Genomic DNA, 14,772 nt, shown 5'->3' with positions numbered 1-14,772 from the left:
AAAAATGGGCATTTGCAGCGAGAGCACCAAAGGAGGCCGTGATGTTTAAAGAAACCATTGAGACGATTGAAATGTTAAAAGCCATTTTAAAAACGATTGATGAAGGCATTCATGTGGTCGATGCCAATGGAATGACGATTTTTTATAATGAAGTCGCTGCGCGCTTAGATGGAATGAAAATACCTGAAGTCCTTCATCAGCATGTGCTAGACTCTTTTCCCTCGCTTGATCATCAAACGAGCACCCTTTTAAACGTCGTTAAAAGTGGTCAACCGATTTTAAACGAGCCGCAATCTTACACGAATTTAAATGGTAAGCGCGTAGATACAGTCAATACAACGCTCCCTCTCATCGTGCAAGGGGAGTTAATTGGTGCGATTGAAATTGCTAAAGATTTAACGCGCATTAAAGAATTATCTGAGCAGTTAGTAGACTTGCAAGCGCGTATGCACAAAAGCCCTAAACAAGTGGCAACGGGGCATATAGCTACCTTTGAACTTGACGATTTTTTATCTCATGATCCGAAGATTCACCAATTAAAAGCGCTATCAAAAAAAATAGCCCAGACCTCTTCTCCGGTCCTTGTATATGGCGAAACAGGAACAGGCAAAGAAGTGCTCATTCAAGGCATTCATAATGAATCACCACGAAAAAATGAGCCATTTATTGCGCAAAACTGTGCAGCCATTCCCTCTCAATTGTTAGAGAGCATTTTATTTGGAACGGTAAAAGGAAGTTTTACGGGGGCCGTCGATCGACCAGGATTATTTGAATTAGCGGATGGTGGGACGCTCTTTTTGGATGAAATTAATTCAATGCCACTGGACGTACAGGCGAAATTATTACGCGTTCTTCAAGATGGTGTCGTCCGCAGAATCGGTGCTACGAAAGGAAAGACGGTCAACGTTCGGATTATGGCGGCGTTAAACGAACATCCTCTTCTATGTGTGGAGCAAAAAAAACTGCGGGAAGATTTGTATTATCGCTTAAATGTCATCTATTTTGAATTGCCACCTTTACGCCTACGTCCGTTTGATTTTGAACTGTTAAGTCACCATTTTATTAGCATGTATAATGAAAAATTCCAAAAAAATATAACGGGAATTAAAAAAGAGGCGTTACACCTTTTTCAGCACTATCCGTGGCCAGGCAATGTGCGGGAGTTAAAGCATGTCATTGAATATGCGATGAACATTGCTGACGCTACGGTCATTACGTGTGATGATTTACCACAGCATTTGTGGGTGGATAGGGAGCCTATTGCAGAGTCTTCACCCATTGAACCGTTGCGTGAAGCATTAAAAAGAAAAGAGCAAGAGCTGATTACGCAAGCACTACTAGAAACAGACGGAAATGTTCAACAAGCCGCGCTATTGTTAAACATTCCACGGCAAACGCTGCAATATAAATTAAAAAGTCATGCTTGAAAGAACTGCCGAAAAATTGGCAGTTCTTTCTTTATGAGATGGAAAGCGGTAAAAAAGGGTAAAGGGCGAATGCTGTTGAACCATCACGAACGAAAGAGGGGCGGAACACGCATTGGAATGCCCATTTATGAGAGTTCTGCATATAGTAAGAATAGGCAGATGATAATGAATCGTTCCATTATTTTTAATAATGAAACTTTGGCATGGAAATTGCATCTATAAAAAAGCGAGGCAAGTATAAAGGAGGAATTAGAATGCCAATCGTAAATGGACTGTATCAACCGAAGAAACATTGGAGCGAATATGAACTATGGAAAGACGTAACAGAAGAACAATGGAATGATTGGTTATGGCAATTAACGCATACGGTACGCAATTTAGACGATTTACAAAAAGTTGTAAATTTAACACCTGATGAAATTGAAGGTGTTAAAATTTCGACGATGACAATTCCCTTAAATATTACACCTTATTATGCATGGTTAATGGATCAAGACGATGCACGTTGTCCGATTCGCATGCAATCTGTTCCCGTTGGAAATGAAATTTTGAAAACGAAATATGATTTGGAAGATCCTTTACATGAAGATGAAGATTCACCAGTACCAGGTTTAACACATCGATATCCTGATCGTGTCTTATTCCTTGTTACGAATCAATGTTCAATGTACTGCCGTTACTGCACACGCCGACGCTTCTCCGGTCAAGTAGGAATGGGGGTACCGAAGAAACAACTTGATGCGGCCATCGATTATATTGCAGCGACACCTGAAGTGCGTGACTGTCTCATTTCTGGTGGGGATGGCTTACTCATTAATGATAATATTTTAGAATATATTTTAAAGCGCTTACGTGAAATTCCACACCTAGAAATTATCCGGATTGGAACGCGCGCACCTGTCGTATTCCCACAACGTATTACAGAGAATTTATGTAATATTTTAAAGAAATATCATCCGGTTTGGCTCAATACCCATTTTAATACGTCAATTGAAATGACAGCAGAATCGAAAAAAGCATGTGAGATGTTAGCCAATGCAGGAGTTCCTGTCGGCAACCAAGCTGTCATTTTAAAAGGTATTAATGATAGTACCCATATTATGAAGAAGTTAATGCACGATCTTGTAAAAATTCGTGTTCGCCCTTATTACATTTATCAGTGTGATTTGTCGGAAGGAATTGGCCATTTCCGGGCGCCAGTTTCAAAAGGGCTAGAAATTATGGAAGCGCTGCGCGGCCATACGTCAGGGTATGCAGTTCCAACCTTTGTTGTAGATGCGCCTGGTGGTGGTGGGAAAATATCACTGCAGCCAAACTATTTAATTTCTCAATCTCCAGATAAAGTTGTTTTACGAAACTTTGAAGGAGTTATTACATCGTATCCAGAACCTAAGAATTATGAACCGGGAACGGCGGATGATTACTATAACAACATGATGGGCATTACCGAGCACGAACCGGCGATTGGTATTACAGCGCTTATGAAGGATGAGAAATTTAACCTTGTGCCAGAAGGGCTACGCCGATTCGATCGCCGCAAAAATTATGAAGTGAATCCAGATCACGCAACGATCAAAGATAAGCGTGATAAGCGAGATGAAATGAAAGAACGCAAGTATAAGCATGAACAGAAAAAAAACGAAGTGGCGGATGAAAGCCCGGTGCAAGCGTAGGAGGTGCTTATATGAAGAAATGTCATTGGTGCAATGAACAAGCTGCAGTAGCAAGCGTGAAAACGGGCTACTGGGAGCTACATGATGGCACGCGTGCGATTGAAATTAAAGAGATTCCAAGTATGACGTGTATGGCATGTGGCATGGAATATCATGAAGACGAAGTGGTGGAAGAAATTGAAGATCAACTCATGCTCATTGACACGAAGAAGCTTTCGAATAGCATGACACATGAAGAACTCATGGGTCACGAACGGTTTTTAAAACGCAATTACTTTAAAATGTCGTAGCTAGAAAAAAAGGAAAGCAGCGGGCCTTTCCCGTTGCTTTTTCCTCCATATTAGAGAGAGAGGAGTGCTTTTCAATGGAAAATCGAGGTGTCATTAAACCGATGCTTGGCACTCATTATCCAATGATCAGCCATGGAAAAGGGATTTATCTATATGATGATCAAGGGAAGCAGTATATTGATGGATCCTCTGGAGCTGTTACTGTAAATATTGGGCACGGGGTAGATGAAATTGCGATGGCAATGGCAGAACAAGCTTCAAAGGTAGCTTTTGTGTATCGTTCTCATTTTACAAGTCAAGCGGCAGAACGATTAGCGAATAAACTGGCAGATTTAGCACCTGGCGATTTGAATTGGACGTTTTTTGTAAACAGTGGTTCAGAAGCAACCGAAACCGCTCTGAAAATAGCAATTCAATATTTTCAAGAACAAGGCATTACGTCAAAAACAAAAATTTTATCACGATGGACCTCATATCATGGCATTACGCTCGGAGCCTTATCAATGTCTGGTCATTTAATGAGACGGGCGCGCTTTACCGATTTGTTAGAAGATTTCCCAGCCGTTTCCGCACCGTATTGTTATCGATGTCCGTTTCATAGTACGTATCCTGGTTGTGGACTACAATGTGGCGAAGATTTAGAACGTGCCATTTTAGAAATTGGTGCAGAGAATATTGCTGCCTTTATTTTCGAGCCGATTATTGGCGCGGCTGGTGGTGCAATTGCTCCACCTCCAGGTTATTATGAGAAAATTCAAGAAATTTGTCATAAATATAATATCGTAACCATTGCAGATGAAGTCATGACAGGAATGGGTCGAACAGGAAAACTATTTGGCGTTAACCACTGGAACATGACGCCAGATATTATGACGCTCGGTAAAGGGCTCAGTGCAGGGTATACGCCAATGGCTGCAACCATCGTTTCAGATCGAATTATTTCTGTGATTAAACAAGGAACAAAAAGTGTAATGAGCGGTCATACGTTTAGTGCCAATCCTCTATCCGCCGCTGCTTGTTGCGCTGTATTAGACTATGTGGAAAGTCATCATCTTGTCCACAACAGTGAAGCACGTGGGGAAGAAATGATTACAGGTTTAAAAGAACTCATGATGAAATATGCCATTATTGGTGATGTTCGTGGGAAAGGATTAATGGTCGGGGTTGAATTTGTGTCCGATTTAATGACGCATCGTCCGTTTCCAGCAGAAGCAAAAGTAGGAGAACAATTTCTTTCTATTTGTTTTGAAAAAGGATTAATCGTTTATCCGGCATTTGGCGGTGTTCGTGGTTATGAAGGCGATTCCATTATGATTGCACCTCCGCTTGTTGTAACAAGTGCACAAGTAAAAGAAATCTTAAACATTATGGATGAAAGCTTAAGTGAACTGATGACACGATTAATCGCCTCTGGAAGATATGAACATAAGGCGAGTAGCTAAAAGGCAGAAGGGAAGATGAGGATGCTTTCACATACAGAAGCACATCCACTAAAAACGAAACAAATTACAATGGATGAAGCGGCTCGTTATTTTTCCGATGGAATGTCACTCATGGTAGGAGGCTTTGGAGGTGTCGGGGCGCCTCCAGGCCTCGTACAGCTTATCCTGGATCAGGAAATAAAGGACATTACCATGATTAGTAACGATACTGGGTTTCCATGGATTGGTCCAGGCAAGCTCATTACTGAAAAGCGCGTCACGTCACTCATTGCATCACACATTGGATCAAATCCTGAGGCAGGAAAGCAAATGCACGAAGGAACACTTGCAGTAGAATTCGTCCCACAAGGAACACTTGCTGAACAAATTCGTGCGGGCGGCATGGGATTAGGTGGCGTTCTTGTTGATGTTGGTCTAGGAACGGTCGTTGAAACGGGCAAAGAAAAAGTTAGGCTAAAAGAAAAAGAATATATGATTGCTCCGGCATTAACGGCTGACGTTTCCATCGTTTATGCGTGTAAAGCAGATACGTATGGAAATTTAATGTTTGATAAGAGCGCGCGCAATACAAATCCACTAGTAGCCATGGCAGGAACGATTACGATTGCTGAAGTCGATGAAATTGTACCTGTAGGCACATTAGATCCAGAGTGTATTGTTACGTCTGGCGTGTTCGTTGATTATATCGTTCAAAGCAAAGGGGTGGATTGGAAATGGGTTTGGGAATTGAAACAAGGCACTTAATTGCCCGCCGCGCAGCATTAGAAATCAGGCCCAATATGATTGTAAACTTAGGCATTGGCATTCCAACACTTGTAGCAGATTATATTCCCAATGACCATGGCGTTCTTTTGCATACAGAAAACGGGATATTAGGCATGGGTGGCTCTCCTGAAACAGGCATGGAAGATGGTAATTTAGCCAATGCCGGTGGGTATCCCGTTACCATCTTAGCCGGTGCTTCGTATTTCGATAGTGCAACGGCCTTTGGTATGATTCGTCGAGGCTTGTTAGATGTAACGGTATTAGGCGCATTAGAAGTGAGTGAAAAAGGCGATATTGCTAACTGGATTGTTCCGGGAAAACGGGTTCCTGGTATGGGTGGGGCTATTGATCTTGCGCAAAAAGCTAAAAAAGTAATTGTTCTGATGAATCATACGGATAAAACAGGTGCGCCTAAAATTGTAAAAGAATGCAGCTTACCACTTACGGTGCAAGAAGGTGCACATATGATTATTACGGAAAAAGCAGTCATTGACGTTACCGAGAAAAAATTAGTATTGCGTGAAGTTATGCACCCCTATACGGTGAAGGAAGTGCTAGAAACGACCGGGGCTCCATTATCGCTTCCAGAAAAAGTAGCTGTCTTTCGCTAATGCTACATAGAGGAGGAGAACGCGTGAAAGATCAAATATCTGCTTGGATCGCTAATGAAAAGCAAGAAGGCATTCAATTGCTACAAAAAATGGTGCAGCTTGAAAGTGAACAAGGTCATGAAGAGCGTGTCCAATTGCTCGTTGCCAATAAGTTAAAAGAGTGGGGCATGGACGTGGATGTATGGTATCCAGATGAGAAGGAATTTCTTGAACATCCTTATTTTTGTGCGACAAGAACAGATTTCTCGAAAAGCCCAAACGTTGCGACGGTCCTAAAAGGGACAGGTGGTGGACGTTCAATTGTCTTAAATGGTCATGTGGACGTTGTGCCACCTGGTGATGTAAAGCAATGGAGTGATCACCCATATAGCGGAGACATTCGCGACGGGAAATTGTACGGTCGAGGCGCTACAGATATGAAGGGTGGCAATTTATGTTTATTGCTAGCATTAAAATGTTTAAAAGAATTACAAGTTCCCCTTAAAGGCGATGTGATTTTTCATAGCGTAATGGAAGAGGAAAGCGGCGGTGCAGGAACCCTCGCTGCTATTTTACGTGGCTACACGGGAGATGCGGCTTTAATTCCTGAACCGACCAATCTGAAAATTTTTCCGAGTCAGCAAGGATCGATGTGGTTTCGGATTCATGTTTATGGTCGTGCTGCTCATGGCGGTACACGATATGAAGGTGTGAGCGCTCTTGAAAAAGCAACAACCGTTATAACAGCGCTACAAAACTTAGAGAAAAAACGGAATGATGCGATAACGGATCCCCTGTATGAAAAAATTCCGATTCCATTACCGATTAATCTTGGGAAAATTCAAGGAGGAGAGTGGCCTTCTTCGGTACCGGATCATGTTATCATCGAAGGGAGAATTGGTGTCGCACCAACTGAGTCACTTGATGACGTTCGCGCAGAGCTCGAGGAATGGATTGAGCAGATTGAAGATGATTGGCTGCGTCAACACCCGCCAACGGTAGAATGGTTTGGGGCACAGTGGTTACCGGGAGCCATTCCAACACATCATGAATTAATGAACATTTTATCCGCTACGTATAAACACGTTCGTGGCAGTGAACCGGTGGTTGAAGCGTCTCCATGGGGAACAGATGGCGGTTTATTAACAGCTGTTGGCCATACACCAAGTCTTGTATTTGGTCCCGGTGTTACTTCGGTTGCTCATTATCCAGATGAGTATATCGAGCTTGACGCCGTATTTGAGGCAACAGAAATTATCATTGGAACGATTATTGCTTGGTGTGAATAAACGAGTGATTAAGCCTGCTTCGGCGGGTTTTTTTAGTTTTAGTGAATACATACTTCTTCAAAAGTAGGCAACGTACGCCAATGTAACGGTTGCTCAGTAAGAGCTTGTGCTGTAATTAAGGACGAGCGGTGGTTTGATGGGGTAGTTTGTAGTTGGTCATACACGAAGTTTAACCCTAGTGGTAAAAGAAAAGAAGAAACATAATGAGGAGAACAAATGTTAAGCTGATACGCAGCATCGTACGTTATGCCAAGTTCATATAACATATAAGGTGCCCCTTGCTGTGAAATGATGAAATTTCGATATAAATACCGTTCATGTTCATAGAAATGAGAAATAATTTGATAGTGAGCATCTGCGATGGAACAGTGATTTGCTTTAAATAAATAGTTGGTTGAATTTTCAATCATAGACTGTAGCCTCCTTATTATTCCATTAGTTTCGACATGAAATGACAAAACCCTTCCTATGGATAAAAAAAGCATAAGGTATGCTTACTGAAGCGTAGTTGCGAACACTAAAACGAATGGTTGAAGAAGCTGCAGGGGGGCGCTCATGTGAGGATAGCGGACAATCGCTGTATCCAATAAAAAGCTTGCTGAGAAGTTTTTTCTCAACAAGCTTCAGGTGAACAGTTTTTCTTTTCTACAACGGTTTATGTTGTGCATGTTTAACAAAGGTTGTTTCGTCAGCAACCACTCCACAAGCTGCGCATTGAACAAGGCGCTGTGTACCGTTATAAGGTAAGTGAAACGGATCCAGTTGCTCATCGTTTTCATAGTGAGTAACAACAGCTCCTGTGGCTGGATCTAGCTTAACAGACGTAGGCACTTGTTCAATGACGTTAAAGCGTGTGCGATTGCTTTTGCAATTGGGACATAAATACGCATTTGACATTATTTTTCAACCTCCTTCTCGTATAGAATGCTTCTTTTCATGGGAAAGTATGTAAAAGATTTCTACTTTGACTTTTAGAACAAAACGAGCTATGCTATATATACATTGCAAGTGACGATGTTTTATTGATAACTTTACATGAAAAGTTTTATACGTTATAATAAATTTTCTGCGATGTTAGTAGCTCTTATTTTGTCTTAAACCGATATGTAAAAACCGGGAATCCTACATGCCTGTTGAATACACCGTGCCTCTCTCTTTTAGACAGTGGAAGGTGAAAAGATAGCTGCGGATACCCACCTGTGAGAACGGGTTTTAAGACAGGATGGGTTACGGCAAAGCGGATATACATAGAGAGAAGCTTATTTTACTTCATAGTAAAATAAGCTTTTTTCATGATGAGGTTGATTGGATGGAGGAATGGGTTATGGAGGAAAAATTACTTATGATTGACGGCTTTAATTTATTGAGCCGTTGTTACTTTGCCACATCATATGGGAAAGAGATGCATCAGCTGACGCGCAATTCGCAAGGACAATTTATAAATGGCCTGCGAGCAACATTTCAAAAGCTGTTGCAGCTAAACCGTCTTCACCAACCGACGCATCTATTAATTGCTTGGGATGTTAAACGAAATGAAACCATTCGAAAAGAAACATTTCAAGAGTATAAAGGAACAAGAAATGAGCTTCCTGAGCCTCTCATTCAACAATACGAAACAGCGGTTGCTTTTTTTGAACAAATTGGGCTGGCACAATATACAATTCCAAGATATGAGGCAGATGATATTCTAGGGACGTTTGCCCAAAAATGGCGTGAGGAAAAAACAGGGAAGTGTATCATTTATAGCAATGATCGTGATTTACTTCAATTGTTATGTCCACAAACGTCACAGCTGATTGCTACGAAGCAAGGAGAACTAAACTATTCATTAGCTCACTTTCAACAAGAATATGGCATCGATCCTTCGCAATGGGTTGATGTAAAGGCATTACTAGGGGATAAAAGTGATAATATTCCGGGAGTAGCAGGAGTGGGCGAAAAAGCAGCCTTGCCGCTCGTTCAACAATATGGTGGCATTGAACAAATTTACGATGAGCTACCAACATTAGATGACCGCTATAAACGCTATATTAACAAACTGCAAGCAGGAAAAGAAATGGCATTTTTAAGTAAAGAATTGTGCACGATTATTACAGATGTTCCTACCATTAAAGAACAAACGTGGGATGCTTGCTGCTTACAAATCGAAAGAAATACGCTCGTACAAGCGTTAGCCTCTCTTGAAATTGCCATTAAAATAAGCTAAAAAAAACGAACGATTTGGGAGTGACCCCTACCGTGATAGAGGTGTTCCCGAGTCGTTCGTTTTTTCATGATGATTTACGAGCTAGCGGTACTGTGGAAAGTAGCATCCCATAAAGAATAAGCATACACCGAAAAACCGTAAACGGTGAAGGCTCTCATGACCATAAGTAACAGCTGTTAAGGCCCCAGAAACGAGCTTTAACGCATAAATAATAGCGACACGTTTTGCACGCGCGTTTGTACATAGAAAGCGAAGGCCGTCGCAAACAAAGAAGTAAGCACTAAAGCAAGAATCACTTCTTTTTTTTAAATTGAAGAGAGAGAATTCTGAACGGTGGCCTCTTGAACGATGACAAACGTCGCTCCCAAAAAGAAAGCACCCGTTACGAGCGCTGTCGAGGCAAAGCGTGTCGAAATCATCTCTTGAGCAAAATTGCTTTGCGAGCTAGTTTGTCGGCTTGTTTATTCTGTTTGCTTGGGATCCATTTAATAAAAAACAGCTGTAATTGATCAATGAGCCCAAGCGCTTCTTGTAAGAGAGGTTCATAGCGGGCGTCTTTTGCAAAGCGTTTCTCAACAGCACGTTCAACAGCTTGGGAGTCTGTGCGGAAGGAGACAATCTGATAGCCTTGTTTGAGACAATGTGCAAGAGCATTCACTAAGCTATGAAACTCCGCTTCATGGTTTGACATAATGCCTAACGGAACGCTGTAGCTTTCCGTTTCACCATTTCCGCGCTTAATAAAAATGCCAGCACCAGACGGTCCAGGGTCGCCAGCGCTTGCGCCATCAATATAAACTTCAATCATGTGAAATCTCCTTGTCATCTTTTTTTCTTTATTATAATAAAGTTGGTTACAATAGGATAGAGAATCGTACGACAAAAGGAGGGTTCTTAATGAATGTTCGTTTAGAATGGCGCTATAAGCTTCCAAAGCGCAGTGAAGGCATTGCGATGGTTTCTGAGGATCTTTCAATAGAGGAAGCACTTTTGTTAATTCTTGATTTAGAGAAAAGTGGTCGGTTGTCGACACTTTCTATCGTGGATGAACGTGGTGTCTATTGGTCAAAAAAAGAATTAAAAAAACGAATAGAAATAGAAAAAACGGCGATCAGCGAAGTTACGATCTATTTTGATGGCGGTTTTGATCTGCAAGACCGCCACGCAGGGCAAGGAGCCGTCGTCTATTATAAGCAGAATGGTTCGAATTTTCGTGTCCGTGTGAATGAGGAGGACCGAGAATTACAGTCCAATAATGAAAGTGAATATGCAGCACTGTGGCTTGCTGTGCGTGAACTTGAAAAATTAGAGATCGCGTCACAACGTATTTCATGTCGTGGTGATTCCATGGTCGTTATTCGTCAAATGAGTGGGGAATGGCCTTGTTATGAAGAAAGGCTTGAGCGATGGATGGAGCGTATTGAACAAAAGCTTCACAAGCTGGGACTATCTGTAAACTACGAGCTGATTGATCGAAAAGAAAATAAAGAGGCAGATGAGCTAGCAACAAAAGCAATGAAGGGATCGATTGTCCATGCCAAGAAAGAAATCATTGCTTAAATGATTGCGCTCTTGATACAATTTAAAGTGGATTGCTAGGTAAGGGAAGGGATGCTTTATGGCATTTTCTATTGAAGAATATGTGCGTTTTTTAGCGTCGAAGGGCATTGTGTTACAAGAAAAGGACAGAGCTTTTATTGAATTTGGACAGCATTATACGGGTATGAGTGAGCAGATGGTAACCGTCGCCATTGAGCTAACGTTGAAAATTCAACGAGAGTTTGATGGAAGCTATTATATTGCCTTATTAGAAACATTTAAGAATCAATGGATTGCTTCTAAACAAGCGGCGTATGCGTATCTCGCTCAAGTTGAAAAAGAATTGATTCAACAGTAAACAAACTCGCCATTTGGCGAGCTTGTTTTCGTCTTTATGCTTTTAATGCTTCGCTTATTTGTGACTCACAACGTGTTACTATTTCTTTTGCTTGTGACAACATAAAGCTATTCTGATCCGTTTCCTGTGAGGCCATTTGTTCATAGGTCGCTTTTGCGAGGGCAAGAGCTTCTGCTGCCTCTTGCAGCTGTTGCGGATTCATGCTCATCGTTGCTTGGCCAACCATGTGCTCCGCGCTCTGAAGTAACAATTGGACTTGTTCTAAATCGTTAAAAGGCTCTGACATACTGCTTCCCCTTTCCATAGAAGATACTCGTAGTATGGTTAGCTTTTTAAATTTTTATAAGGAAAAGGGGAAATCCTATGAATACTGTACTTGAAGCGGCAACTTCTTATGTAAAAGAAGAATTAGCTGGTGAAGGAAGCGGTCATGACTGGTGGCACATTTATCGTGTGGAACAGTTAGCGATCACACTGGCTACGGAAGAAGGAGCTGATCTTTTTATTTGTCGATTGGCGGCATTGCTTCATGATGTAGCGGATGAAAAGCTTAATGAGTCAGAAGAAGCCGGTATGAAAAAAGTAGCAGACTGGTTAGCGCTTCATGCTGTTGATCCTGAGCAAGCACAGCATGTGTTAAGTATCATCCAAGGAATGTCCTTTAAAGGTGGCGGCGGTCAAATAATGCCAACGCTTGAAGGGAAAATTGTTCAAGATGCTGATCGCTTAGATGCTCTTGGTGCTGTCGGCATCGCGCGAACGTTTCAATATTCAGGTAACCGCGGACAATTGATTTACGATCCTGATTTACCTGTACGTGTAACGATGACAAAAGAGGAATATCGTAACGGTCGTTCAACCGCGATTAATCATTTTTATGAAAAACTACTAAAATTAAAAGAACATATGAACACAGATTATGGGAAGAAGCTGGCTGAAGAGCGTCACGCGTACATGGAAACTTTTTTAAAAACGTTCTATGCAGAATGGGATGGCAAAAAATAAAACAACCAATCATTAAAGATTGGTTGCTTCGTAGGCTATTCGGCAGGACGAGGGCCAGGGTCGAGTCCATCTTTTTGGACGGTCATGACGGGCACGATGTCTGCATCTTCTTGGACGGTTACTTGACAGGAGAGGCGAACGTTATCGGGTAATCCTTTACTTTGAATGAGAGCTTGTTCCATTTCATTCATGGCACCTAAATCGCCTGCTAGCACTTCGACGCGACACGTTGTACAACGCGCTTTTCCACCACAGCGGTGTAGAATGTCAACGCCGTGATCTTCGAGTGCGTTAACGAGTTTTGTGCCATTTTCAATGGTATACGTTCCATAGCCTTTTACGTTAATTTTTGCCAATGATCATCAACTCCTTTTTTCATAGTACATACTTTCGCCTTCTGGAAGAAACAACCCTTCTTTCTTCGTGAAACTTCTTTTCCATTGTGTGCAGTTATTAGGTAAAATAGAATTAAGTGAGTTTGAAGGAGGTTTTAGCGCATTGACGAAAGTAACCTATAAATCAGATATTGAGATTGCTCAAGAAGCATCTATTGAAAAAATTAGTACGATTTGTGAACAGTTGCAGCTAGAGGAAGAAGATTGGGAGCCGTATGGGAAGTATAAAGCGAAGCTCTCACTGAGCCTTTTTGATAAATTGCGTACGAAAAAAGATGGGAAAGTGATTCTCGTAACATCAATTAATCCCACTCCCGCTGGTGAAGGAAAATCAACGGTGACCGTTGGCCTTGGACAAGCGCTCAATGCTATTGGGGAAAAAGCGATTGTTGCTTTGCGAGAGCCATCGCTTGGACCAAGTATGGGCTTAAAAGGTGGAGCGGCCGGTGGTGGCTACTCACAAGTCATTCCTATGGAAGATATCAATCTTCACTTTACAGGAGATATTCATGCGATTACGACCGCTAACAACGCTTTAGCAGCGTTCATTGACAATCATATTCATCGAGGCAACGAACTAAAAATAGATCCCCGTAAAATCGTTTGGAAGCGTGTGTTGGATATGAATGATCGCGCGTTACGGCAAGTCGTTGTAGGACTCGGTGGTCCTCTTCAAGGTGTTCCAAGAGAGGATGGTTTTGATATTACTGTCGCTTCAGAAGTCATGGCTATTTTCTGCTTAGCAAGCGACATGAACGATTTAAAACGGCGTTTAGCAGCCATGGTCATTGGTTATACGTATGATCATGAACCAGTTACGGTTGCCGATTTGAAAGTAGAAGGCGCCTTAACGTTATTGTTAAAAGATGCGCTAGCGCCCAATTTAGTACAAACACTAGAAAATACACCAGCGATTATCCATGGTGGTCCGTTTGCGAACATTGCACACGGTTGTAATAGTATTATTGCCACTAAACTAGCGGCAAAGCTCGGTGATTATGTTGTCACAGAAGCAGGCTTTGGTGCCGACTTAGGTGCTGAGAAATTCTTAAATATCAAAGCACGGTACGCACAAATAAAGCCAAGCGCTGTCGTTATTGTAGCAACGGCGCGCGCATTAAAAATGCACGGAGGCGCCAAAAAAGACGAGCTAGCTTCAGAAAACCTTGTTGCCCTAAAAGCAGGCATGGCGAACTTGCAAAAGCATATTGAAACAATTCAAGCGTTCGGCTTACCACTGGTTGTTGCGGTGAACCATTTTGTGAATGACCATGAAGAAGAAATTGACTATATCCTATCGTGGTGTCAAGAGCAAGGGGTGAAAGCGGAACGAGCGGAAGTATGGTTAAAAGGTGGAGCAGGCGGTGAAGCGTTAGCAAGAACGGTTTTAGCCATCACTGAATCAGAAGAAAACCATTTTGCGCCATTATATACGCTCGATCAATCGTTAGAAGAAAAAATAACGATAATTGCTCAAAAAGTGTACGGTGCCTCTCGGGTTGATTTCTCACCAAAAGCGTTGGTGCAATTAAAAGAATTTGAACACAATGGATGGGGAACATTGCCTGTATGTATGGCAAAAAGTCAATATTCGTTATCAGATGATCCGACAAAGCTCGGCCGGCCCACTGATTTTACAATAACAGTGCGTGAATTAAAGGCATCTGTTGGTGCGGGCTTTATCGTTGCTTTAACTGGAAATGTCATGACGATGCCTGGACTACCTAAGCACCCAGCTGCGTTACAAATGGACGTCACAGAGGATGGAAAAGCAAAAGGCCTATTTTAACGAT

General features: G+C 41.9%; 17 protein-coding genes and 1 other RNA gene. 13 read left to right on the top strand and 5 right to left on the bottom strand.

Annotated elements, in window-relative coordinates; genetic code table 11:
• Positions 1-41 precede the first annotated feature (41 nt).
• The 7 genes from A374_RS04660 (at position 42) to A374_RS04630 (ending at position 7,476) form a co-directional block, all read left to right on the top strand.
• Positions 42-1,427 (top strand): sigma-54 interaction domain-containing protein, encoded by a 1,386-nt coding sequence (locus tag A374_RS04660; protein ID WP_040340335.1) that lies wholly within the window; start codon positions 42-44, stop codon positions 1,425-1,427.
• Positions 1,428-1,681: 254 nt separating this feature from the next.
• Positions 1,682-3,100, top strand: a complete 1,419-nt coding sequence (gene kamA / locus A374_RS04655) for a lysine 2,3-aminomutase (protein WP_007201034.1) — start codon at positions 1,682-1,684, stop codon at positions 3,098-3,100.
• 11 nt (positions 3,101-3,111) lie between these two features.
• The gene (locus tag A374_RS04650) at positions 3,112-3,390 is read left to right on the top strand and encodes a YokU family protein (protein ID WP_007201033.1); all 279 of its coding nucleotides are present in this window, start codon (positions 3,112-3,114) and stop codon (positions 3,388-3,390) included.
• Positions 3,391-3,464: 74 nt separating this feature from the next.
• Positions 3,465-4,832 (top strand): aspartate aminotransferase family protein, encoded by a 1,368-nt coding sequence (locus tag A374_RS04645; RefSeq protein ID WP_007201032.1) that lies wholly within the window; start codon positions 3,465-3,467, stop codon positions 4,830-4,832.
• 21 nt (positions 4,833-4,853) lie between these two features.
• Positions 4,854-5,576, top strand: coding sequence for a CoA transferase subunit A (locus A374_RS04640; RefSeq protein ID WP_007201031.1), 723 nt, complete (start codon positions 4,854-4,856; stop codon positions 5,574-5,576).
• Positions 5,546-6,208 (top strand): 3-oxoacid CoA-transferase subunit B, encoded by a 663-nt coding sequence (locus A374_RS04635; RefSeq protein ID WP_007201030.1) that lies wholly within the window; start codon positions 5,546-5,548, stop codon positions 6,206-6,208. Before A374_RS04640 ends, A374_RS04635 begins: the two co-directional genes overlap by 31 nt.
• 23 nt (positions 6,209-6,231) lie before the next feature.
• Complete coding sequence (locus A374_RS04630) at positions 6,232-7,476, top strand: peptidase (RefSeq protein WP_007201029.1); 1,245 nt, start codon at positions 6,232-6,234, stop codon at positions 7,474-7,476.
• A gap of 38 nt (positions 7,477-7,514) precedes the next feature.
• Here A374_RS04630 and A374_RS04625 read toward each other — a convergent pair whose 3' ends face one another.
• Together A374_RS04625 and A374_RS04620 are read right to left on the bottom strand one after the other, a co-directional pair.
• Complete coding sequence (locus A374_RS04625; RefSeq protein ID WP_007201028.1) at positions 7,515-7,886, bottom strand: hypothetical protein; 372 nt, start codon at positions 7,884-7,886, stop codon at positions 7,515-7,517.
• Between the two features lie 235 nt (positions 7,887-8,121).
• The gene (locus A374_RS04620) at positions 8,122-8,373 is read right to left on the bottom strand and encodes a hypothetical protein (protein ID WP_007201027.1); all 252 of its coding nucleotides are present in this window, start codon (positions 8,371-8,373) and stop codon (positions 8,122-8,124) included.
• Positions 8,374-8,536: 163 nt separating this feature from the next.
• On the opposite strand from A374_RS04620, the gene ssrS reads away from it, so the two are divergent.
• Both ssrS and A374_RS04615 read left to right on the top strand, forming a co-directional pair.
• A non-coding RNA gene (gene ssrS / locus A374_RS19845) (6S RNA) lies at positions 8,537-8,724 on the top strand.
• Between the two features lie 76 nt (positions 8,725-8,800).
• Positions 8,801-9,682 (top strand): 5'-3' exonuclease, encoded by an 882-nt coding sequence (locus tag A374_RS04615; protein WP_007201026.1) that lies wholly within the window; start codon positions 8,801-8,803, stop codon positions 9,680-9,682.
• Positions 9,683-10,097: 415 nt separating this feature from the next.
• On the opposite strand, the gene A374_RS04610 is transcribed toward A374_RS04615, so the two are convergent.
• A complete protein-coding gene (locus tag A374_RS04610) occupies positions 10,098-10,490 on the bottom strand; it encodes a reverse transcriptase-like protein (protein ID WP_007201025.1) in 393 nt (130 codons plus the stop codon).
• Positions 10,491-10,579: 89 nt separating this feature from the next.
• On the opposite strand from A374_RS04610, the gene A374_RS04605 reads away from it, so the two are divergent.
• Both A374_RS04605 and A374_RS04600 read left to right on the top strand, forming a co-directional pair.
• The gene (locus A374_RS04605; RefSeq protein WP_007201024.1) at positions 10,580-11,242 is read left to right on the top strand and encodes a reverse transcriptase-like protein; all 663 of its coding nucleotides are present in this window, start codon (positions 10,580-10,582) and stop codon (positions 11,240-11,242) included.
• Positions 11,243-11,300: 58 nt separating this feature from the next.
• Complete coding sequence (locus A374_RS04600; protein WP_007201023.1) at positions 11,301-11,579, top strand: DUF6123 family protein; 279 nt, start codon at positions 11,301-11,303, stop codon at positions 11,577-11,579.
• A 34-nt stretch (positions 11,580-11,613) separates the two neighbouring features.
• On the opposite strand, the gene A374_RS04595 is transcribed toward A374_RS04600, so the two are convergent.
• Positions 11,614-11,865, bottom strand: coding sequence for a DUF2564 family protein (locus A374_RS04595; protein ID WP_007201022.1), 252 nt, complete (start codon positions 11,863-11,865; stop codon positions 11,614-11,616).
• A gap of 77 nt (positions 11,866-11,942) precedes the next feature.
• Here A374_RS04595 and A374_RS04590 point away from each other — a divergent pair, with 77 nt between their 5' ends.
• Positions 11,943-12,584: an HD domain-containing protein gene (locus A374_RS04590; RefSeq protein ID WP_007201021.1), complete on the top strand. Its 642-nt coding sequence runs from the start codon at positions 11,943-11,945 to the stop codon at positions 12,582-12,584.
• 35 nt (positions 12,585-12,619) lie between these two features.
• Here the strand turns inward: A374_RS04590 and A374_RS04585 are convergent, their stop codons facing one another.
• Positions 12,620-12,940, bottom strand: a complete 321-nt coding sequence (locus A374_RS04585) for a 2Fe-2S iron-sulfur cluster-binding protein (RefSeq protein WP_007201020.1) — start codon at positions 12,938-12,940, stop codon at positions 12,620-12,622.
• Positions 12,941-13,082: 142 nt separating this feature from the next.
• Between A374_RS04585 and A374_RS04580 the strand changes: the two genes are divergently transcribed.
• Complete coding sequence (locus tag A374_RS04580) at positions 13,083-14,768, top strand: formate--tetrahydrofolate ligase (protein ID WP_007201019.1); 1,686 nt, start codon at positions 13,083-13,085, stop codon at positions 14,766-14,768.
• Positions 14,769-14,772 lie beyond the last annotated feature (4 nt).

Origin of the sequence: Fictibacillus macauensis ZFHKF-1 (assembly GCF_000269865.1) — a bacterium.
In the GTDB taxonomy this organism is placed as follows: domain Bacteria; phylum Bacillota; class Bacilli; order Bacillales; family Fictibacillaceae; genus Fictibacillus_C; species Fictibacillus_C macauensis.
This window is presented reverse-complemented; position numbering and strand designations above follow the sequence as displayed.